The sequence below is a fragment of the Pseudomonas entomophila genome (genome assembly GCF_013523165.1).
In the GTDB taxonomy this organism is placed as follows: domain Bacteria; phylum Pseudomonadota; class Gammaproteobacteria; order Pseudomonadales; family Pseudomonadaceae; genus Aquipseudomonas; species Aquipseudomonas entomophila_A.
In genome coordinates, this window is record NZ_JAAMQI010000001.1 from 68,545 (window position 1) to 87,197 (window position 18,653).

Below are 18,653 nucleotides of genomic sequence, written 5' to 3' on the forward strand. Positions count from 1 at the left end.
TTCAGGCCAGTTTCTCGAGGATCTTCCAGCACATGATCGCAAAGATGCTCAGCGTACCCAGCCACATCATCAGCACGCCCAGGTCACGTTCACGCAGGCTGAAGCCCACGGTCAGCAATGACAGACCCGCGATGACGGGAATCAGCATCGAATGCAAGGCGGACATGGCAGGCTCCTTCTGCGAAGACACAAGATCGACAGGAAAAGTGTAGCCAAGGCAAGGAGCAGGGCATTGAGGTAGGACAAGGGATGTCCCCCTATCCATGCCACGGTGGAATGGGGTGTCACGGACCTTGTGGGAGCGGGCTTACCCGCGATGGCGTCCGGTCCGTCACCGCCAGCATCGCAGGCAAGCCTGGTCTCACAAAAAAATGCATCGCGCTGTCAGGCCAGTCAGGCCGTCCAGGCTGTACGTCGCCACCTCTGCCTTACGGCAACTCCGCACTCCGATAGAACGCCGTCAGCACTTTCACCAGGTGCGCCAGATCATGGCTGCCGCACAGCTCGCGGATCGAATGCATGGCGAAGGTCGGCAGGCCGATGTCCACCGTCCGCACGCCCAAGTGGCCGGCAGTGATCGGACCGATGGTCGAACCACACCCCATGTCGCTGCGCACCACGAAGCTCTGCACCGGCACTTCCTCGGCCATGCACAGGTGGCGGAAGAACCCGGCCGTCTCGCTGTTGGTGGCGTAGCGCTGGTTGCTGTTGACCTTGATCACCGGCCCGGCGTTGAGCTTGGGGCCGTGGTTGCCATCGTGCTTGTCGGCGTAGTTGGGGTGCACGCCGTGGGCGTTGTCGGCCGAGATCAGCAGCGAGCGCTGGATGCAGCGCACGTACTCGTCGTGCCCCGGCAGCAGGCGTTGGAGGGTCTGCTCGAGCATCGGCCCATCGGCACCGCAGGCCGAGCAGGAGCCGACCTCCTCATGGTCGGTGCAGACCAGCACACAGGTCTCGTCACTGTCGGCGGCCAGCAGGGCCTGAACCCCGGCGAAGCAGGACAACAGGTTGTCCAGGCGCGCGCCCGCGATGAACTCGCCATGCAGACCGATCTGCGCGGCCTCCTGGGTGTCGTAGAAGCTGAGTTCGTAATCGAGCACCACGTCGGCATTGAGCTCGTGTTCGCGGGCCAACTGCTCGGTCAGCAGCGCCCGGAAGTCGACGCGCTCATCGCCGGCCACCTGCGCCAGGATCGGTGGCAGCTCGTGCTGGGCATTGATCGGCCACCCCTCGTTGGCCGTGCGGTTGAGGTGAATGGCCAGGTTGGGAATGACGGCGATCGGCAGCTTGAAGTCGACCAGCTGGCTCTCGACCTTGCCATCACGGCGGAAGGTCACGCGGCCTGCCAACGACAGGTCGCGGTCGAACCACGGCGCCAGCAGGGCGCCGCCGTAGACTTCCACCCCCAGCTGCAGGAAGCCGTGACGTTGCAGTTCAGGCTGCGGCTTGACGCGCAGGCACGGGCTGTCGGTATGGGCGCCCACCAGGCGCATGCCGCTTTCGAGCGGCGATTGCTTGCCCAGTTGCAGGGCGATGATCGAGGAGTCATTGCGCGTGACGTAGTAGCGACCGCCTGGCACCGTGGTCCAGCGCTCACGTTCGTCGAGGCGCCTGTAGCCGGCCGCCTCCAGACGCTGGGCAATCGACGCGGTGGCGTGAAACGGCGTCGGTGACGCCTTGAGGAAATCGATCAGGCCTCGATTGAGGGTGTCGCGCATAAGGTACTCCAGACCAGCGGCAAGCGTTGAGCTGCAAGCTTCGGGCAACGGCGGAGCAGTTGCAAGCGGCAAGCCACGCGCTACGCGCCACAAGCCATTCTGCAGGGCTTCGGCTCGGTGCCTGGTGCCTGGAACGTAGCGGTGCAACCCTCGCCATCACCGACAGCTCGCAGCGTATGGCGCGTACCTTCAGAAAGGCGCAGGGCAGGTAAAGCGCAGGCGCTCGCCTGACACCGGGTGGGTGAACGCCAGCATGCTGGCGTGCAGGCACAGGCGCTCATGGGCGGCCAGGGCCTCGGGGTTGGCATAGAGACGGTCGCCCAGCAGCGGGTGACCGATCGACAGCATGTGCACGCGCAACTGGTGCGAACGGCCGGTGACCGGTGTCAGTTCGACGCGGCAATGGTCGGTGTGCCGTTCGAGCACGCGCCAGAAGGTCAGGGCACGCTTGCCCAGTTCGTGGTCGACCACGTGGCGCGGCTTGGTCGGTGGGTCGTAGCGCAAGGGCAGGTCGATGCTGCCGCTGTCGCGGTCCGGCTGGCCCCAGCACAGGGCGGTGTAGGCTTTTTCGGTTTCGCGATCGTGGAATTGCCGGGACAGCTCGCGATGGCTGTCGGCGTCGCGGGCCAGCAGGATGATGCCCGAGGTCTCCCAGTCGAGCCGGTGCACGATCAGCGCGTCCGGGTAGCCGTTTTCCTGCAGGCGGGTGATCAGGCAGTCCTTGTTGTCGTCGGCGCGGCCGGGCACCGACAGCAGCAGCGTCGGCTTGTTGACCACCAGCACGGCGGCATCTTGATGAAGGATCTGGACGTTCGACAACGGCATTGCGGGTTCTCTGCAAAACGCGACGGCGACGGCAGGCGCGGCAGTCGAGCTGCCGGCCTGGCCGTCGCCGTGCACGTGACCCGGGGCGATCAACGCTCCGGGAGGGTGATGTTCAACTCGAGGATCGAGCAGTTGCCTTGGTCTTCCAGGGCGACCTGCACATCGTCGTTGCCAATGTTCACATACTTGCGGATCACCTCGACCAGTTCCTTCTGCAAGGCGGGGAGGTAGTCCGGGGTGCTGCGCTGTCCGCGCTCGTGCGCCACGATGATCTGTAGACGCTCTTTCGCCACCGACGCGCTGCTCTGTTTCTGTCTGCCACGAAAGAAGTCAAAAAGGTTCATGGTTTATTTGCTCCCGAAAATGCGCTCGAAGAATCCCTTCTTCTGTACGTCGATGAAGCGCATCGGCTTCTCTTTGCCCAGCAGGCGGTCGACGGCGTCGCTGTAGGCCTGGCCGGCATCGCTCTGGTCGTCGAGGATGACCGGGATGCCCTGGTTGGAGGCCTTGAGCACCGCCTGGGATTCGGGGATCACGCCCTTGAGCTTGATCGAAAGGATCTCCTCGACGTCGGCGATGCTGAGCATCTCGCCTTTTTCGACGCGCTCGGGGTGGTAACGGGTGATGAGCAGGTGTTCCTTGATCGGCTCTTCGCCGCTCTCGGCGCGGCGCGATTTGCTGGCCAGAATACCCAGCATGCGGTCGGAGTCGCGTACCGACGAGACTTCCGGGTTGGTCACCACGATGGCTTCGTCGGCGAAGTACATGGCCAGGTGCGCGCCCTTCTCGATGCCGGCGGGCGAGTCGCAGACCACATACTCGAAGCTTTCCTTCAGCTCGTTCAAGACCTTCTCGACGCCTTCCTGGGTCAGTGCGTCCTTGTCGCGGGTCTGGCTGGCCGCCAGCACGAACAGGTTCTCCAGACGCTTGTCCTTGATCAGGGCCTGCTGCAGGTTGGCCTCGCCGTTGACCACGTTGACGAAGTCATACACCACGCGACGCTCGCAGCCCATGATCAGGTCCAGGTTGCGCAGGCCGACGTCGAAGTCGACGATGACTGTCTTGTGACCGCGCAACGCGAGACCGGTGCCAATGGCGGCGCTGGTGGTGGTTTTGCCCACGCCCCCCTTGCCGGAAGTAACGACGAGAATCTTGGCCAAGGTGTTTCACCCCTAGATGAACGGGACAGCAGTCCCTGCAAATACACAAAAACGGCAACATGAAAAGAAGTTGCACTAAAAATGACGGCAAGTATCCGTCAAAGGCGGGTGATGTTCAACACATCGCCAGACAGGCTGACCTGGACGCCAGCCCCCCAGAGCGGGTCGCGGCGCAGCTCTTCGCACACGCGGTATTGACCTGCGATGGACAGCAGTTCGGCGGTCATCTGCTGGCAGAAGATCCGCGCGCGGGTATTGCCCTTGACGCCTGCCAGGGCGCGGCCCCGCATTGCGCCGTACACATGGATGTTGCCATCGGCAAGAAGTTCCGCACCCGGACTGACCGAGGACGTCACGATCAGGTCGCCGCCCTGGGCGTAGATCTGCTGGCCACCGCGCACGGGGGAGCTGACGATGCGCGTCGGGCGCACCTCTGGCTCGCTGGGCGGAGGCGGTGGCGGAGCAGGCTCGGGTTTCTTGACTTCCGGTTCGGGTTCGAGCGGTCGTTCCCGAGCGCCCGAAGGCGGCAGGACAGGCAGGTCGATGGCGATCGCCGCGGCGATGTCCTCGATCCGGCTGGCGCGGATGGCCAGGGTACGCAGGCCGTGATGACGGCAGATACGCATCAGGGTGGGCAGGTCCACGGTGCCGCAGGCACCGGGCAATTTGTCCAGCGCCAACACCAGAGGCGTGTTGCTGAAGAAATTCGGGGCCTGTGCGACCTTCGCCGCCAACTGCCGGTCGAGCGCGTCGAGATCGTTGTGGGCGAGCTCCAGCACAGTGATGGCAAGCATGCTGCCCTTGAGCTGGAACACGGGTGCGGCGTCGGGTGTCTGGTTTGGGCTCATGGTCTGCATAGACGGCTTGTTACGAAAAAAGTGCCCTGACTTATAACGAGAACGCCCGCTGGCCGCAACTCGCACCGATCCGTTGTAGAATGCCCGGCCTTTGTCTGACCGGATGCTTCAATGGAACGCCCGCGTTTTCGTCTTCAGTTCTTTCATCCGCGCTTCTGGGGGCTCTGGCTGGGCCTGGGGCTGCTCTGGCTGATCGTGCAACTGCCTTATCGTGCCTTGCTGGGGCTGGGCCGGATGCTGGGCGCGGTGATGTACCGCGTCGCCGGTCAGCGTCGGCGCATCGCGGCGCGCAACCTGGAGCTGTGCTTTCCCGAGCTGTCCGGGGCGCAGCGCACACGGCTGCTCAAGGAAAACTTCGCCTCCACGGGCATCGCTTTCTTCGAAATGGCCATGAGCTGGTGGTGGCCCAGGGCCCGGCTGGCGCGCCTGGCCCACATCGAAGGGCTGGAGCACCTGCGTGACGCCCAGCGCGACGGGCAGGGCGCGATCCTGATGGCCGTGCATTTCACCACTCTGGAAATCGGCGCGGCGCTGTTGGGCCAGGCGCACACCATCGACGGCATGTACCGCGAGCACGGTAATGCACTGTTCGACTATATCCAGCGGCGTGGGCGTGAGCGACACAACCGCGATGCCCTGGCAGTGGAGCGTGACGACGTGCGGGGCATGCTCAAGCTGCTGCGCAACGGGCGTGCCATCTGGTATGCGCCGGACCAGGACTACGGGACCAAGCAGAGCGTGTTCGTGCCGCTGTTCGGCATTCCGGCCGCCACGGTGACCGCCACCACCAAGTTCGCGCGCCTGGGCAGGGCACGGGTGATCCCGTTCACCCAGCGCCGGCTCGAGGATGGCAGCGGTTATCGGCTGGTGGTGCACCCGCCGCTGGAAGGCTTCCCGGGGGCGAGCGAGGAAGACGACTGCCTGCGCATCAACCAGTGGGTCGAGGCGGTGCTGCGCGAGTGCCCCGAGCAGTACCTGTGGGCGCACCGACGCTTCAAGTCGCGGCCCGAAGGCGCGCCCCGGTTGTATGAGCGCAAGGGCTGAGAGGGCCGTTGACAGGCAGTGCGCGGCTGTCGCTGGCAGGGGGAAGCACCAGCCACCTCAGCGCCTCGTCAACCGCCAGCCCGCCTCAGGCCAGGTTCTTCTGCAAGCTGGCACGCAATTCGAGCAGGTCTTCCTGCAACTGACGCAAGCGCTCCTGGCTACGCCCGCTGGCACCCAGGATATCGTTCGGCACGTGGCGCGCGTCCTCGCGCAGCTGGCGACCTTTGTCGGTCAGTTGCACCTGCACCACCCGTTCGTCTTCACGGCTGCGATTGCGCTTGAGCAAGCCTTCGCTTTCCAGGCGTTTGAGCAGCGGCGTCAGCGAGCCTGGGTCGGTCAACAATCGTTGGCTGATTTCGCCCACGGTCATGCCATCGTGCTCCCACAGCACCAGCATCGCCAGGTACTGCGGGTAGGTCAGGCCCAATGTCTGTAACAGTGGTTTGTACACCTTGGTCATCAGCAACGAGGTGGAATGCAAGGCGAAACAGACCTGGCTGTCCAGCAACAGCTCATCGCTGGGGGATCGGATGTCGGCGTTCATGCATGTCCTTCACTGCTAGGTGGATATCAATCTGGCATGCGCGCAATGCGTTAGGTTCATTGTCGATGCAGCCCACTGCGCAAGGCCTGGTCCCAGGGTGGGATCGGGCTGAAGCGGTGCTTGAGAAATTCGAGCAGCAATCGGCTGCGAGAGTTCGTTTCATGTTCGAGGCGCAGCGCATAGATGCCGCTGGCCTCCGGTGCCGGCAGGCCGTGATCGCAGAACAACGGCACCAGTTCGCCGCGCATGAGGTGCTCGCTGGTCAGCCAGGTGGGCAGGTGCGCGATGCCCAGCCCTGCCAGCGCACCACAGAGCAGGGCCTCGGCATTGTTGGCCGTCAGGCGCAAGCGGCGAGGGCGATACAGGCGAGTGCTGTCGCCCTCTGTGAAGCGCCAGGCGAAGGGCGGTGCCGGGCCGTCCCAGTCCAGGCCGTCATGTTCGGGCAGCTCGGCCGGCGTGGAGGGAATGCCACGCCGGGCCAGGTAGGCCGGGCTGGCGCAGGCGATCCGCACCATCGCGGCCAGAGGCGTGGCGACCCGTCGCGTGTCGGCCAATGGGCCCGCTCGCAGTACCAGATCGAACTCGCCCAGCAGGCTGCCCTGCAGGTCGACGAAACTGTCGATCAACTGCAAGTGCACATCCAGGCCTGGGTAGGCGACCAGAAAATCGGCGATGGCCGGCGCCAGGTGGCGGCGGCCCAGCGCAGCCGGTGCATTGATGCGGATCAGCCCTTCGGGCGACTCGCTCAACGACACCGCCTCGGCACGGGCCAGGCGCAGTTCGTGGAGGATGCGCCGCGCACGCTCGGCGAACGCGCGGCCCGAAGGCGTCGCTTCGACTCGGTGCGTGCTGCGAACGAACAAGCGGCTGCCGAGGGCATTTTCCAGGCTGTCCATGCGCCGGGCCACAGCGGAAGGCGTCAGGTGATGACGCCGTGCGGCGGCCGAGAAGCTGCCGGTCTCCAGCACGTCCAGGAACAGGCTGAACTGTGCGGACAGCATGTCAGGCGTCATGCGCAGACCTCCTTGCTTATGTGAAATGTGCAAAGCCATTGTGCGGGCTTGTGCGTTTCCGTGCAAAGCGGGAGCCGTTAGCATGGCGCCATACTGCGCAACGACAGAAGTGAGTCGGGATGGAAATGGTGATGTTCGTGGCCTTGGGCGCTGCCCTGGGTACTATGGGAGGCCTGTTCGGCATCGGTGGCGGGCTGGTCGCCATTCCGGCGCTGGCCGTTCTGTTCGGGCTCGACCAGCAGATGGCGCAGGGCACGGCCCTGGTGATGGTGGTGCCGAACGTCATGCTCGCCCTGTGGCGCTACCATCAGCGCAACCGCATCGAATGGCGCCACGCCTTGCCACTGTCGGTGTGCAGCCTGCTGTTCGCCTGGCTGGGCTCGATCTGGGCGGTAGGGCTGGACGCCCACATCATGCGCCTGGGGTTCGTCGGCTTCCTGGTGGTCCTGGCGCTCTGGAACGGGATACGTCTCTTCATGCGCAGGGCCGTGGCAAGCGATCGCCTGCGTCATGCCTGGCCCTGGTTGGGGGTACTGGGCGCGTTCGCCGGCAGCATGGGCGGCCTGTTCGGCGTGGGTGGCGCCGTGGTGGCGACGCCGGTACTGACCAGCGTCTTCGGCGCCACGCAAGTGGTCGCTCAGGGCCTGTCCCTGGCCCTGGCCGTGCCCAGCACGTCCATCACCCTGCTGACCTACGGCGTGCACCACAGCGTCGACTGGAGCATCGGCCTGCCGTTGGCCGTAGGCGGTCTGCTGAGCATCAGCTGGGGTGTCAAGCTCGCCCACGCCCTGCCCGAGAAAGTCCTGCGCGGCCTGTTCTGCGGGTTCCTCGTGGTGTGCGCGGTGTTGCTGGCGTTCGAGCTGTGAGCGGCAGGTCGTCAGCTGCAGGCTGAGCGGTATCGCAGGGGCGCATGGCCTCAGGGTCCAGCCCTGAGACCGTTCAGGCGATCGCTTGCAGCTTGCAGCTCATGACGTGCGACTGAACCCTACCGCTTGAGGCTGCTCTTCAACGTATCGGCGATCATGAACGCCAGTTCCAGCGACTGGTCGGCGTTCAGGCGCGGGTCGCAGTGGGTGTGGTAGCGATCCGACAAGCCCGCCTCGGTGATCGGTCGGGCGCCGCCGATGCATTCGGTCACGTTTTGCCCGGTCATCTCGATGTGGATACCGCCGGCATGGGTGCCTTCGGCACGGTGAACGTCGAAGAAGTGCCGGACTTCCGCCAGGATCTGCGCGAAGTCGCGGGTCTTGTAGCCGCTGCTGGCCTTGATGGTGTTGCCGTGCATCGGGTCGCAGCTCCACAGTACCTGGCGGCCTTCGCGGGCGACCGTCTGCAGCAGCCGAGGGAAATGCTCGGCCACCTTGTCTGCGCCCATGCGCACGATGAGGTTGAGACGACCCGGATCGTTGTCGGGGTTGAGCACATCGATCAGCCGGAGCAGCTCCTGCGGGTCCATGCTCGGGCCCACCTTGACCCCGATGGGGTTGTGCACGCCACGCAGGAACTCCACATGCGCGCCATCGAGCTGGCGGGTGCGGTCGCCGATCCACAGCATGTGCGCCGAGCAGTCGTAGGGGTCGCCGGTCAGGCTGTCGTGGCGCACGAAGGCCTGCTCGTAGTTGAGCAGCAATGCTTCGTGGGCGGTGAAGAAGCTGGTCTCGCGCAATTGCGGCGCGCTGTCCAGGCCGCAGGCGCGCATGAAGGCCAGCGTTTCGTCGATGCGATCAGCCAACTGGTGGTACTTGTTGGCCAGGGCCGAGTTGGCGATGAAGTCCAGGTTCCAGCGGTGCACCTGGTGCAGGTCGGCGAACCCGCCCTGAGCGAAGGCGCGCAACAGGTTCAGGCTGGCGGTGGCCTGGTGGTAGGCCTGCAACAGACGCTCAGGGTCCGGCACCCGGCTGACCGGGTCGAAGCCGATGCCGTTGACGATGTCGCCGCGGTAGGCCGGCAGGGTCACCCCGTCGAGAGTCTCGTCGTTGGCCGAGCGCGGTTTGGCGAACTGGCCGGCCATGCGACCGACCTTGACCACCGGCAGGCCGGCGGCGAAGGTCATGACGATCGCCATCTGCAACAGCACCTTGAAGGTGTCGCGGATCTTCGCGGCGGAAAACTCCGCAAAGCTCTCGGCGCAGTCGCCGCCTTGCAGCAGGAAGGCTCGGCCCTGGGTCACTTCGGCGAACTGGCGGCGCAGCTCGCGCGCTTCACCTGCGAACACCAGCGGCGGGTAGCTGGCCAAGGCCTGTTCGACACGCCCCAGGTGGGCGGCATCGGGGTAGATCGGCTGCTGCTGGATTGGCAGGGCACGCCAGCTGTCGGGGCTCCACGGTCTGTTCATCAGGGCACTCGTGCAAGGGAAAAGGGCGATGGCCCATGGTAGCAGGTGCGCGCTGGGTTGTTGCGCCCTCGGCATTGGCGGACAATGCCCGCTTTTGCGCACGTGGATGGGGCAATGACGAACGAGCGGCAAGAGCGGCTGCTGGAGCGGGTCGAGGATGCCTTCGGCGTCATCAGCGTGCTCGAGGTGGACGAATACCGGTTTCTGGAGTTCGGCGATGCCATCGAGCAGAGCTGTGTGTTCACTGCCGATCCGGCCTGGCTCGAGTACGACTACACACGGGCCATGCTGTTGGCTGCCTTGTGCCATGAAGCACCGGACAGCGCACTGTTCCTGGGGCTGGGCGCCGGTACCCTGACCCAGGCCTGCCTGAAGTTCCTGCCACTGGAGGATGTCGAGGCCATCGAGCTGCGCCCCGACGTGCCTCGCCTGGCCATGCAGTACCTGGGGCTGGACGACGATCCGCGCCTGTATGTACGCATCGGCGACGCCATGACCTTGCTGGCGGATGCCGAGTGCGCGGACCTGATCTTCGTCGACCTGTACACCGACCACGGCCCCGGCGTCGCGCACTTGGCCTGGAATTTCCTGCAGGACTGCCAGCGCAAGCTCAACCCGGGCGGTTGGCTGGTCATCAACCAGTGGGCCAACGACGAGGGCAAGCCGCTGGGGGCTGCCTTGCTCAGGGGGCTCTACCACCGGCATTACTGGGAGCTGCCGGTCAAGGAGGGCAACGTGGTGGTGATCGTGCCTGCCGACCTCGATCAGGCACTCGACCTGCCCAGCCTGCGCCAGCGCGCCCAGGCCCTGGCCCCCCGCCTGGGGTACAGCCTCGAACCGCTGATCCAGGTACTGCGTCCGGCCACGTGAAGGCGCTGGCATAAACGATTCAGCCGCCAGGCATGCCTGGCTGGCGACTTGACCGTTCGGTAAAAAAAAATCTACAGTGAATCGCCGATTCGGGTATAGTACGCGCCGGTCTTTCAGCGGGCCCCCGTTGCAGGTGGTGCAAATCCTCCGAATTCAGCTACGGCTGCGCGTCCGCTCGTCGGACTTTCCCAAGATGTTCCCTTTTCAATCGTCTTCGCAAATCCCCGCCGCCAGAGCTGCCTGGGTGACCTTAGGGTCTTTCAAGGCATGTGCAGCTCTGGAGCATGGGTCTTTGCGGATGCACCTCTAGAGGCATACCCATGACCCAGGAAACCGGCGGATTCGCCGCTCTCGATCTCAATCCCAACATCGTTGCCGCCGTACTGGCCACCGGCTATGAAGAGCCGTCCGCCATTCAGCAGCAGTCGATCCCGATCATTCTCGCCGGTCATGACATGATCGGCCAGGCGCAGACCGGCACCGGCAAGACCGCTGCCTTCGCACTGCCCATCCTGAATCGTATCGACACGAGCAAGCGCGAACCGCAAGCCCTGATCCTGGCGCCAACCCGTGAGTTGGCGCTGCAAGTAGCTACAGCCTTCGAAACCTACGCCAAGCAGATGCCGGGCGTGAACGTGGTGGCCGTGTACGGCGGCGCACCGATGGGCCCGCAGCTGCGTGCCATCCGCAACGGCGCCCAGATCGTCGTCGCCACCCCGGGTCGCCTGTGCGACCACCTGCGCCGTGACGAGAAGGTCCTGTCGACCGTGCGTCACCTGGTCCTCGACGAAGCCGACGAGATGCTCAAGCTCGGCTTCATGGACGACCTGGAAGTGATCTTCGCCGCCCTGCCGGAAACCCGTCAGACCGTCCTGTTCTCGGCCACGCTGCCGTCGTCGATCCGTTCGATCGCCGAGCGTCACCTGCGCGAGCCGAAGCACGTCAAGATCCAGAGCAAGACCCAGACCGTCACCGCGATCGACCAGGCGCACCTGATGGTGCACGCCGACCAGAAGATCCCGGCCGTGCTGCGTCTGCTGGAAGTCGAAGAGTTCGACGCGCTGATCGCCTTCGTGCGCACCAAGCAAGCCACCCTGGACCTGGCCAGCGCGCTGGAAGCCAAGGGCTACAAGGCCGCGGCCCTGAACGGCGACATCGCCCAGAACCAGCGTGAGCGCGTCATCGACTCGCTCAAGGACGGTCGCCTGGACATCGTCGTCGCCACCGACGTCGCTGCCCGGGGTCTGGATGTTCCGCGCATCACCCACGTCTTCAACGTCGACATGCCGTACGACCCCGAGTCCTACGTGCACCGTATCGGCCGTACTGGTCGTGCCGGTCGCGAAGGCCGTGCCCTGCTGCTGGTCACCCCGCGCGAGCGTCGCATGCTGCAGGTGATCGAGCGCGTCACCGGTCAGAAAGTCGCCGAAGCCCGTCTGCCCAACGCGCAAGCCGTGCTGGACGCCCGCATCAAGAAGCTGACCAACAGCCTCGCGCCGCTGGTGGCCGATTCCGAAGCCAGCCACGGTGAGCTGCTCGACCGCCTGACCGCCGACCTGGGCTGCAGCCCACGTGCCCTGGCCGCGGCCCTGCTGCGCAAGGCCACCAATGGTCAGGCACTGGACCTGGCCAGCGTCGAGCGTGACCAGCCGCTGGTCCCGTCGCACACCCCGCGCGAGCGTACCGGTGAGCGCAGCGACCGTGGCGAGCGTGGTGACCGCGAGCGCCGTGCGCCGCTGCCACTGGCCGAAGGCCGTGTCCGTTGCCGTACCGCCCTGGGTGCCCGTGACGGCATCGCTGCCAAGAACCTGCTGGGCGCGATCCTCAACGAGGGTGGCCTGGCCCGTGATGCGATCGGTCGCATCCAGGTGCGCGACAGCTTCAGCCTGGTCGAGCTGCCGGAAGACGGCCTCGAGAAGCTGCTGACCAAGCTCAAGGACACCCGTGTCGCTGGCAAGCAGCTCAAGCTGCGTCGCTATCGCGAAGATTGATGCGTAGGTGATGTCGAAAACCCCGGTGCGATCCTGATCGCACCGGGGTTTTTTTATGGCGGGCGTTCAGGCAGGGCACGCTCGACCGCATACAGTCAGGGCACTAGCTGACAGGTGGATACAACCCTGTGTGGGAGCGGGCTTGCCCGCGATGCAGGCGGTGACGGATCGAGCGCTATCGCGGACAAGCCCGCTCACAAGCTGCGTGCGCAGCCATACCTGCACCGACGGCTGCAGAGGTCTGGGTGGGAGCTGGCTTGCCAGCGATAGGGCCCTGTCAGGCGCCGCCTGCGTCGCGGGTAAGCGCACACATCAGCCCATGCGGTCGGGCATGGGCCGAATAGAAAAAGACAGTTGCTCCCACAGGGCCCGTGACAGCCAGTCTCACCGAGGCGCGGTCATGGGTGAGCGGCAGCTCGGCAGGCGGATGCTCATGGGTACGAAACCGCAGGCAAAAAAAGAGGCGACCGAAGTCGCCCCTGTAGGGTAACGCTGAACTCAGCCGCGACGGCGCAGCGCTTCGATGCGCTCTTCGAGCGGGGGGTGGCTCATCAGCAAGCCGGCCAGGCCGTGCTTGAGGCCGCCATTGATGCCGAAGGCCTTGAGGGTGTCGGGCATCTGTGCGGGCAGGCCCTGCTCCGAACGCAGGCGTTGCAGGGCGCTGATCATGGCGCCGGTGCCGGCCAGGCGTGCACCGGCGTCGTCGGCGCGGTACTCGCGACGGCGCGAGAACCACATCACGATGATACTGGCGAGGATGCCCAGGACCAGTTCGGCGACGATGGTCGCCACGTAGTAGGCGATGCCCTGGCCTTCTTCGTTCTTGAAGATCACCTTGTCGACGAAGTTGCCGATGATCCGGGCGAAGAACATCACGAAGGTGTTGACCACCCCCTGCACCAGCGCCAGCGTGACCATGTCGCCATTGGCGACGTGGCCGATCTCGTGCGCGAGCACCGCGCGCACTTCGTCGGGCGAGAAGCGTTCGAGCAGGCCCTGGCTGACTGCGACCAGCGCGTCGTTGCGGTTCCAGCCGGTGGCGAAGGCGTTGGCCTCGTAGGCCGGGAAGATACCGACCTCGGGCATCTTGATGCCCGCTTCGCGCGACAGCTCCTCGACGGTCTGCAGCAGCCACTGCTCATGACGCGTGCGGGGCTGGGTGATGATCTGGGTGCCGGTGCTCATCTTGGCCATCCACTTGGAGATGAGCAGCGAGATGATCGAGCCGGCAAAGCCGAACACGGCACAGAAGACCAGCAGTTGGCCAAGGTCGAGGTCGACCCCGTTGGCGGCCATGAACCCGTCGAAGCCGAACAGGCTCAAGGTAATGCTTGCAACCAGCACCACCGCAAGGTTGGTGGCTACAAACAACAAGATGCGCATCATGGTTGTCACGTTCTCCTGACGGATGAAATGTTGCTCACTGCCGGGGTATATAAGGCGCAAGGCGTCCGGATTCAACCGGGGGACTATTTCAAACTGTGTAGGGCGGGGGCTGACAGAGGTATCAGCACGTGTTGTAGGACGTGTCTGAGTTCAAGGCGGGGCGCGGCAATCGTGGCATCCGGTCTCGAGGGCCCACCCGCTCACGGGCGGAGGGCCCCGCATCGCTTTTATTGGCGGTAGGTGCGCAGGAACTGGCCGATCCGCCCGATGGCCTGCTCCAGGTCGTCCACGCGTGGCAGGGTCACCACGCGGAAATGGTCGGGCCATGGCCAGTTGAAGGCCGTGCCCTGAACCACCAGCAAGCGCTCGGACAGCAGCAGGTCGAGCACGAACTTCTCGTCGTTGAGGATCGGGCAGACCTTGGGGTCGATCCGTGGGAAGGCGTACAGCGCACCCATGGGCTTGACGCAGCTGACGCCCGGGATGTCGTTGAGCAGCTCCCAGGTGCGGTTGCGCTGTTCGAGCAGGCGGCCAGGCGGCAGCACTAGGTCGTTGATGCTCTGGTAGCCGCCGAGCGCCGTCTGGATCGCGTGCTGGGCCGGTACGTTGGCGCACAGGCGCATGTTGGCCAGCATGTCGATGCCTTCGATGTAGCTCTGGGCGTGGTGCTTGGGCCCGGAAATGATCAGCCAGCCGGAACGGAAGCCCGCCACCCGATAGGATTTCGACAGGCCGTTGAAGGTCAGGCAGAGCAGGTCCGGGGCCAGGGAGGCCGTGCTGATGTGCACGGCCTCGTCGTACAGGATCTTGTCGTAGATTTCGTCGGAGAACACCACCAGGTCGTGCTGGCGGGCCAGCTCGAGCATGCCCAGCAGCAGTTCGCGCGAGTAGACCGCGCCGGTCGGGTTGTTCGGGTTGATGATCACCAGGGCCTTGGTGTTCGGGGTGATCTTGGCCTTGATGTCGTCCAGGTCCGGGAACCAGTCGGCCTGCTCGTCGCACAGGTAGTGCACCGGCTTGCCACCGGCCAGGCTCACGGCGGCGGTCCACAGGGGGTAGTCCGGCGCCGGGATCAGGACTTCGTCACCGTTGTTCAGCAGGGCCTGCATGGACATGACGATCAGCTCGGAGACGCCGTTGCCCAGGTAGATGTCCTCGATGCCGACGCCGTCGATGTCCTTCTGCTGGCAGTACTGCATCACCGCCTTGCGGGCGCTGAACAGGCCCTTGGAATCGCTGTAGCCCTGAGCCGTGGGCAGGTTGCGGATCACGTCCTGGAGGATCTCCTCGGGCGCCTCGAAGCCAAAGGGTGCCGGGTTGCCGATGTTCAGCTTGAGGATGCGGTGGCCTTCCTCTTCCAGGCGTTTGGCGTGCTTGAGCACCGGGCCGCGAATGTCGTAGCAGACATTGGCGAGCTTGTTCGATTTGCTGAACTGCATGTTGGAATCCCGAGTGGAGAGGTCGCAGCGGCCCGCCGACGAATAGACCGAAAAAAGGCGGAGCGTGTGTGACTGGCTGATGTCAGACACAGAGCGCACTAATATACGTGCCCCCCGCGCCAGCGAAAAGACGGCGCGACGCAAATTCAAGCCTGCCGAGGTGCTGTATGCAGAAGATCGAAAAGACATTGGAAGAGTGGCGCGCGATGCTCGACCCCGCGCAGTACGAGGTCTGCCGCCTGAAGGGGACCGAGCGGCCCTTCACCGGCAAGTACAACGACGAAAAGCGTGCGGGCACCTACCAGTGCATCTGCTGCGGCGCGCCACTGTTCGACGCCTCGACCAAGTTCGACTCCGGCTGTGGCTGGCCGAGCTTCTACGCGCCGATCGGCCAGGAAGCCATGATCGAGATGCGCGACATCTCCCACGGCATGATCCGTACCGAGGTCACCTGCGCACGCTGCGACGCCCACCTGGGCCACGTGTTCCCGGACGGCCCGCCACCGACCGGCCTGCGCTATTGCATCAACTCGGTCTGCCTGGAGTTCAAGCCTCGTGACTGAACGCAGACTGGGGGTGCGTGACGAACTGCTGGGCATCGCCTGCATGACCTTGAACGGTGAGCAGAAGTGCCTGGCCGACTTTGCGGCCAAGGCCGTGCTGGTGGTAAACACCGCCAGCCAGTGTGGCTTCACGCCGCAGTACGAAGGGCTCGAGGCGCTATGGCAGAGCTATCAGGCACGTGGGCTGGTGATCGCCGGCTTCCCGTGCAACCAGTTCGGCCAGCAGGAGCCCGGCGACTCGCGCTCGATCGCGCAGTTTTGCCAGCGCACCTTCGGCGTGAGCTTCCCGATGTTCCGCAAGGTCGAGGTCAACGGGCCGCGCGCGCATCCGCTGTTCGTTGCCCTCAAGCGCCGTGCACCCGGCCTGATGGGCACCGAGTCGATCAAGTGGAACTTCACCAAGTTCCTGCTCGACCCGGCGACGGGGCAGGTGACGCGCTTCGGGCCGTTGACCAAGCCCAAGGCGCTGGAGGCGGCGATCGAGGCGGTGCTCACCGGGCAGGTGGCACCAGCCAACGCTCGATCAGCGTGAGCAGGTTCTCGCGCCGGAACGGCTTGGCCAGGTAGTCGTTCATGCCGGCGGCCAGGCAGCGGTCACGCTCGTCCGGCATGGCGTTGGCGGTCAGCGCGATGATCGGCAGGTCCGCCCAGCGGGGTATCTGGCGGATCCGGCGGCTGGCTTCGTAACCGTCCATCACGGGCATGTTGCAGTCCATCAGCACCATGTCGAACCGCTGCTGTTCGAGCAGTTGCAAGGCTTCGGCGCCATGGGTGGCCACCTGGACCCGGCAACCCAGGCGCGTCAGCATGCCCTGCGCGACCATCTGATTGACCGGGTTGTCCTCGACCAGCAGGATGCTCGCGCAAGGGCCCTCGGCACTGGGGGTCTGGCCTGGCAAGGCGTGGCCGGCCTCGCTTCCGGGCAATGCACGGCGCAACGTCTGGTACAGGGTCGAACGCCCGACCGGGCGCGCCAATTGCTGCAGCGGCGCGAGACGAGCGCGCTGAGGGCCGCGCAGGAACTCGCCGTACGCGGTGATCAGCAGGATCGGCGCCGCGAACCTCGGACGCAGCGTCTCGAGCAGGGCGCGGTCGTTGAGGATCAGCACGTCTGCCGACGGCGGCACCCTGTCGTCGAAACGATCGCTCCGGGCATAGTCCAGGCCCCAGGCGGGCAAGGTCGCCGCCAACCACTCGGCCAGCCCGCTGCTGGGGTCGCACACGGCGACCACGCGACCCTTCAGGCGCCCCGGCACCACTGCTTCGGTCTGTACCGGCAAGGGCAGTTCGATGCTGAAGCGGCTGCCAAAGCCTGTACGCGACTCGATGTGCAGGTGGCCCTGCATCGCGCTGCACAGGTTGCGCGCCAGGGTCAGGCCCAGGCCGGTGCCGCCATACTGCCGCGTGATGCCATCGCCTGCTTGCACGAACGGCAGGAAGATCCGTTCCTGGGCCTGCTCGGGGATGCCGATGCCGGTGTCGCACACCTCGAGCCGCACGCGCCCGTCCTCATGACTCAAGCGCACGTCGACCCGCCCGAACCGGGTGAACTTGAGCGCATTGGCCAGCAGGTTGCTGACGATCTGCCGCACGCGGGTGGGGTCGCCCAATACGGCGCTGGGGAAGTCCGGCGTCACCAGGCAGGTGAGTTCCACGCTGGCAGCGGCATTCTGCGACAGCAGGCTGGCGGTGTCTTCGACCAGCGTGCCCATGTCGAAAGGAATGCATTCGAGCGTGAGCTGGCCGGCATCGAACTTCGACAGGTCGAGGATATCGTTGAGCAACTCCACCAGCACTTTGCCCGACTCGTGGGCGATGGACAGCTGCTGGCGCTGCTCGCCTGGGTCGGGGCTGTCCAGCGCCAGCGCGATCATGCCGAGCATGCCATTGAGGGGCGTGCGGATCTCATGACTCATGTTGGCCAGGAACGCCGCACGGGCCTGCGCCATGTCCAGAGCCTGGCCACGCGCCTGTTCCAGTTCCAGGTTGGACTGGCTCAGGCGGGCATTGCTGGCTTCCAGTGCCTGGGTACGGGCCGAAACGATGTGTTCGAGTTCGCCCAGGTAGTCGGTCAAGCGGTTCTCGGCCGCACGCCGCTGCTGAATCTCGGTGGCCATGCTGACGAACTGGCGGTTGGCGACCTTGACCAGCACGCCGATCTCGTCGGTCTCGTGGCCGGGCGGGTAGGTCAGCTTGGCCTGGTCAGGCTGGCGCAGGTCGGCCCGGCTCAGGGCATTGATGACTCGCACCAGCGGCTGGGTGAGCATGGTGTAGAACAGCGCCAGCAGGATCACGGTCAGCACCAGGCTGCGCGCGAAGCCATTGACCAGCGTGACGCCGGCGCGGTTCAGGAAGCGGCTGCCGAAGGCGAACGTGTCCACATCCAGGCGCAACGTACCCAGGTGGTCGCCGGGCATGTGCGTCAGGTACAGCGGGTCGGCGAACTGACGGTAGGCGCCGAACAGAAAGTCGCTGATCGGTCGATAGGGGCTTTGCAGGCGATCGCGCTGCTCGTCGGCCAGCACCGTGTCGGTGTTGTCGATCAGGCGTGCGCGCAACACGGCGGGGGAGCGCAGCAGCCCTGCCGCCAGCTCATGGGCCAGCTCGGTGTCGATGTTGTAGGCGATGCGCGAGGCCGGGTTGTGGCTGATTTGCAGCAGCGCGTCTATTTCACGGTTGATGGAGGCGTCTTCGCTGGCATAATCGATGCCGATCTGGATGAGACTGAGCAAGGTTCCGAGAACGAAGCCGGCAAGGACCGTCAGACGGGCCTGCTTGTAGGACAGACGATGGGTGAACTTGATATCCATGGGTTCCCGAACCAGTTGTACGTTCCTTGCGCTGCGCAAGCATAGCCGACTCGGCGTGTTTCGAGCCGTCCATCCCCGCCGTTGATCTGACATGAGGA

18 protein-coding genes are annotated in these 18,653 nt (G+C 65.1%); 6 read left to right on the forward strand and 12 right to left on the reverse strand.

What is annotated here, in order from left to right; genetic code table 11:
• Nucleotide 1: 1 nt before the first annotated feature.
• The 6 genes from G7Z99_RS00260 to minC all read right to left on the reverse strand — a co-directional run bounded on the left by G7Z99_RS00260 (nt 2) and on the right by minC (nt 4,560).
• Entirely contained in the window at nt 2-166 is a 165-nt protein-coding gene (locus G7Z99_RS00260) for a hypothetical protein (RefSeq protein WP_181090942.1), read from the reverse strand.
• Nucleotides 167-428: 262 nt separating this feature from the next.
• Entirely contained in the window at nt 429-1,718 is a 1,290-nt protein-coding gene (locus G7Z99_RS00265) for a M18 family aminopeptidase (RefSeq protein WP_181090944.1), read from the reverse strand.
• Between the two features lie 189 nt (nt 1,719-1,907).
• Nucleotides 1,908-2,543, reverse strand: coding sequence for an RluA family pseudouridine synthase (locus G7Z99_RS00270; RefSeq protein WP_181090946.1), 636 nt, complete (start codon nt 2,541-2,543; stop codon nt 1,908-1,910).
• Nucleotides 2,544-2,632: 89 nt separating this feature from the next.
• Nucleotides 2,633-2,887, reverse strand: coding sequence for a cell division topological specificity factor MinE (gene minE / locus G7Z99_RS00275; RefSeq protein ID WP_060393040.1), 255 nt, complete (start codon nt 2,885-2,887; stop codon nt 2,633-2,635).
• A gap of 3 nt (nt 2,888-2,890) precedes the next feature.
• Nucleotides 2,891-3,703, reverse strand: coding sequence for a septum site-determining protein MinD (gene minD / locus G7Z99_RS00280; protein ID WP_181090948.1), 813 nt, complete (start codon nt 3,701-3,703; stop codon nt 2,891-2,893).
• A gap of 98 nt (nt 3,704-3,801) precedes the next feature.
• Entirely contained in the window at nt 3,802-4,560 is a 759-nt protein-coding gene (minC, locus tag G7Z99_RS00285; protein ID WP_181090950.1) for a septum site-determining protein MinC, read from the reverse strand.
• A gap of 111 nt (nt 4,561-4,671) precedes the next feature.
• Here minC and G7Z99_RS00290 point away from each other — a divergent pair, with 111 nt between their 5' ends.
• On the forward strand, nt 4,672-5,604 hold the full coding sequence (locus tag G7Z99_RS00290) for a lipid A biosynthesis lauroyl acyltransferase (protein ID WP_181090952.1): 933 nt from the start codon (nt 4,672-4,674) through the stop codon (nt 5,602-5,604).
• Between the two features lie 85 nt (nt 5,605-5,689).
• On the opposite strand, the gene G7Z99_RS00295 is transcribed toward G7Z99_RS00290, so the two are convergent.
• Together G7Z99_RS00295 and G7Z99_RS00300 are read right to left on the reverse strand one after the other, a co-directional pair.
• Complete coding sequence (locus tag G7Z99_RS00295; protein ID WP_181090954.1) at nt 5,690-6,148, reverse strand: MarR family winged helix-turn-helix transcriptional regulator; 459 nt, start codon at nt 6,146-6,148, stop codon at nt 5,690-5,692.
• A 56-nt stretch (nt 6,149-6,204) separates the two neighbouring features.
• Nucleotides 6,205-7,161, reverse strand: a complete 957-nt coding sequence (locus G7Z99_RS00300; RefSeq protein WP_181090956.1) for a LysR family transcriptional regulator — start codon at nt 7,159-7,161, stop codon at nt 6,205-6,207.
• A 125-nt stretch (nt 7,162-7,286) separates the two neighbouring features.
• On the opposite strand from G7Z99_RS00300, the gene G7Z99_RS00305 reads away from it, so the two are divergent.
• The gene (locus G7Z99_RS00305) at nt 7,287-8,027 is read left to right on the forward strand and encodes a sulfite exporter TauE/SafE family protein (RefSeq protein WP_375139124.1); all 741 of its coding nucleotides are present in this window, start codon (nt 7,287-7,289) and stop codon (nt 8,025-8,027) included.
• 119 nt (nt 8,028-8,146) lie between these two features.
• On the opposite strand, the gene G7Z99_RS00310 is transcribed toward G7Z99_RS00305, so the two are convergent.
• Nucleotides 8,147-9,496, reverse strand: coding sequence for a class II 3-deoxy-7-phosphoheptulonate synthase (locus tag G7Z99_RS00310; protein ID WP_181090960.1), 1,350 nt, complete (start codon nt 9,494-9,496; stop codon nt 8,147-8,149).
• A 114-nt stretch (nt 9,497-9,610) separates the two neighbouring features.
• On the opposite strand from G7Z99_RS00310, the gene G7Z99_RS00315 reads away from it, so the two are divergent.
• Together G7Z99_RS00315 and G7Z99_RS00320 are read left to right on the forward strand one after the other, a co-directional pair.
• Nucleotides 9,611-10,366: a spermidine synthase gene (locus G7Z99_RS00315; protein ID WP_181090962.1), complete on the forward strand. Its 756-nt coding sequence runs from the start codon at nt 9,611-9,613 to the stop codon at nt 10,364-10,366.
• 284 nt (nt 10,367-10,650) lie between these two features.
• Entirely contained in the window at nt 10,651-12,357 is a 1,707-nt protein-coding gene (locus G7Z99_RS00320; protein WP_181090964.1) for a DEAD/DEAH box helicase, read from the forward strand.
• A gap of 498 nt (nt 12,358-12,855) precedes the next feature.
• Here G7Z99_RS00320 and htpX read toward each other — a convergent pair whose 3' ends face one another.
• Nucleotides 12,856-13,743, reverse strand: a complete 888-nt coding sequence (gene htpX, locus G7Z99_RS00325) for a protease HtpX (RefSeq protein ID WP_181090966.1) — start codon at nt 13,741-13,743, stop codon at nt 12,856-12,858.
• Between the two features lie 227 nt (nt 13,744-13,970).
• A complete protein-coding gene (locus tag G7Z99_RS00330; protein ID WP_181090968.1) occupies nt 13,971-15,182 on the reverse strand; it encodes a pyridoxal phosphate-dependent aminotransferase in 1,212 nt (403 codons plus the stop codon).
• 167 nt (nt 15,183-15,349) lie between these two features.
• On the opposite strand from G7Z99_RS00330, the gene msrB reads away from it, so the two are divergent.
• Both msrB and G7Z99_RS00340 read left to right on the forward strand, forming a co-directional pair.
• On the forward strand, nt 15,350-15,745 hold the full coding sequence (gene msrB, locus G7Z99_RS00335) for a peptide-methionine (R)-S-oxide reductase MsrB (RefSeq protein ID WP_181090970.1): 396 nt from the start codon (nt 15,350-15,352) through the stop codon (nt 15,743-15,745).
• Nucleotides 15,746-15,788: 43 nt separating this feature from the next.
• On the forward strand, nt 15,789-16,277 hold the full coding sequence (locus G7Z99_RS00340; RefSeq protein WP_219854017.1) for a glutathione peroxidase: 489 nt from the start codon (nt 15,789-15,791) through the stop codon (nt 16,275-16,277).
• Here G7Z99_RS00340 and G7Z99_RS00345 read toward each other — a convergent pair.
• Entirely contained in the window at nt 16,237-18,555 is a 2,319-nt protein-coding gene (locus G7Z99_RS00345; protein ID WP_181090972.1) for a hybrid sensor histidine kinase/response regulator, read from the reverse strand. The genes G7Z99_RS00340 and G7Z99_RS00345 overlap by 41 nt on opposite strands.
• Nucleotides 18,556-18,653: the final 98 nt, after the last annotated feature.

Excerpts from the sequence above, each read along its gene's own strand:
- G7Z99_RS00260 (WP_181090942.1), bottom strand. The coding sequence starts at position 166 with ATGTCCGCCTTGCATTCGATGCTGATTCCCGTCATCGCGGGTCTGTCA.
- G7Z99_RS00265 (WP_181090944.1), bottom strand. The coding sequence starts at position 1,718 with ATGCGCGACACCCTCAATCGAGGCCTGATCGATTTCCTCAAGGCGTCA.
- G7Z99_RS00270 (WP_181090946.1), bottom strand. The coding sequence starts at position 2,543 with ATGCCGTTGTCGAACGTCCAGATCCTTCATCAAGATGCCGCCGTGCTG.
- minE (WP_060393040.1), bottom strand. The coding sequence starts at position 2,887 with ATGAACCTTTTTGACTTCTTTCGTGGCAGACAGAAACAGAGCAGCGCG.
- minC (WP_181090950.1), bottom strand. The coding sequence starts at position 4,560 with ATGCAGACCATGAGCCCAAACCAGACACCCGACGCCGCACCCGTGTTC.
- G7Z99_RS00290 (WP_181090952.1), top strand. The coding sequence starts at position 4,672 with ATGGAACGCCCGCGTTTTCGTCTTCAGTTCTTTCATCCGCGCTTCTGG.
- G7Z99_RS00295 (WP_181090954.1), bottom strand. The coding sequence starts at position 6,148 with ATGAACGCCGACATCCGATCCCCCAGCGATGAGCTGTTGCTGGACAGC.
- G7Z99_RS00300 (WP_181090956.1), bottom strand. The coding sequence starts at position 7,161 with ATGACGCCTGACATGCTGTCCGCACAGTTCAGCCTGTTCCTGGACGTG.
- G7Z99_RS00305 (WP_375139124.1), top strand. The coding sequence starts at position 7,287 with ATGGTGATGTTCGTGGCCTTGGGCGCTGCCCTGGGTACTATGGGAGGC.
- G7Z99_RS00310 (WP_181090960.1), bottom strand. The coding sequence starts at position 9,496 with ATGAACAGACCGTGGAGCCCCGACAGCTGGCGTGCCCTGCCAATCCAG.
- G7Z99_RS00315 (WP_181090962.1), top strand. The coding sequence starts at position 9,611 with ATGACGAACGAGCGGCAAGAGCGGCTGCTGGAGCGGGTCGAGGATGCC.
- G7Z99_RS00320 (WP_181090964.1), top strand. The coding sequence starts at position 10,651 with ATGGGTCTTTGCGGATGCACCTCTAGAGGCATACCCATGACCCAGGAA.
- htpX (WP_181090966.1), bottom strand. The coding sequence starts at position 13,743 with ATGATGCGCATCTTGTTGTTTGTAGCCACCAACCTTGCGGTGGTGCTG.
- G7Z99_RS00330 (WP_181090968.1), bottom strand. The coding sequence starts at position 15,182 with ATGCAGTTCAGCAAATCGAACAAGCTCGCCAATGTCTGCTACGACATT.
- msrB (WP_181090970.1), top strand. The coding sequence starts at position 15,350 with ATGCAGAAGATCGAAAAGACATTGGAAGAGTGGCGCGCGATGCTCGAC.
- G7Z99_RS00340 (WP_219854017.1), top strand. The coding sequence starts at position 15,789 with ATGACCTTGAACGGTGAGCAGAAGTGCCTGGCCGACTTTGCGGCCAAG.
- G7Z99_RS00345 (WP_181090972.1), bottom strand. The coding sequence starts at position 18,555 with ATGGATATCAAGTTCACCCATCGTCTGTCCTACAAGCAGGCCCGTCTG.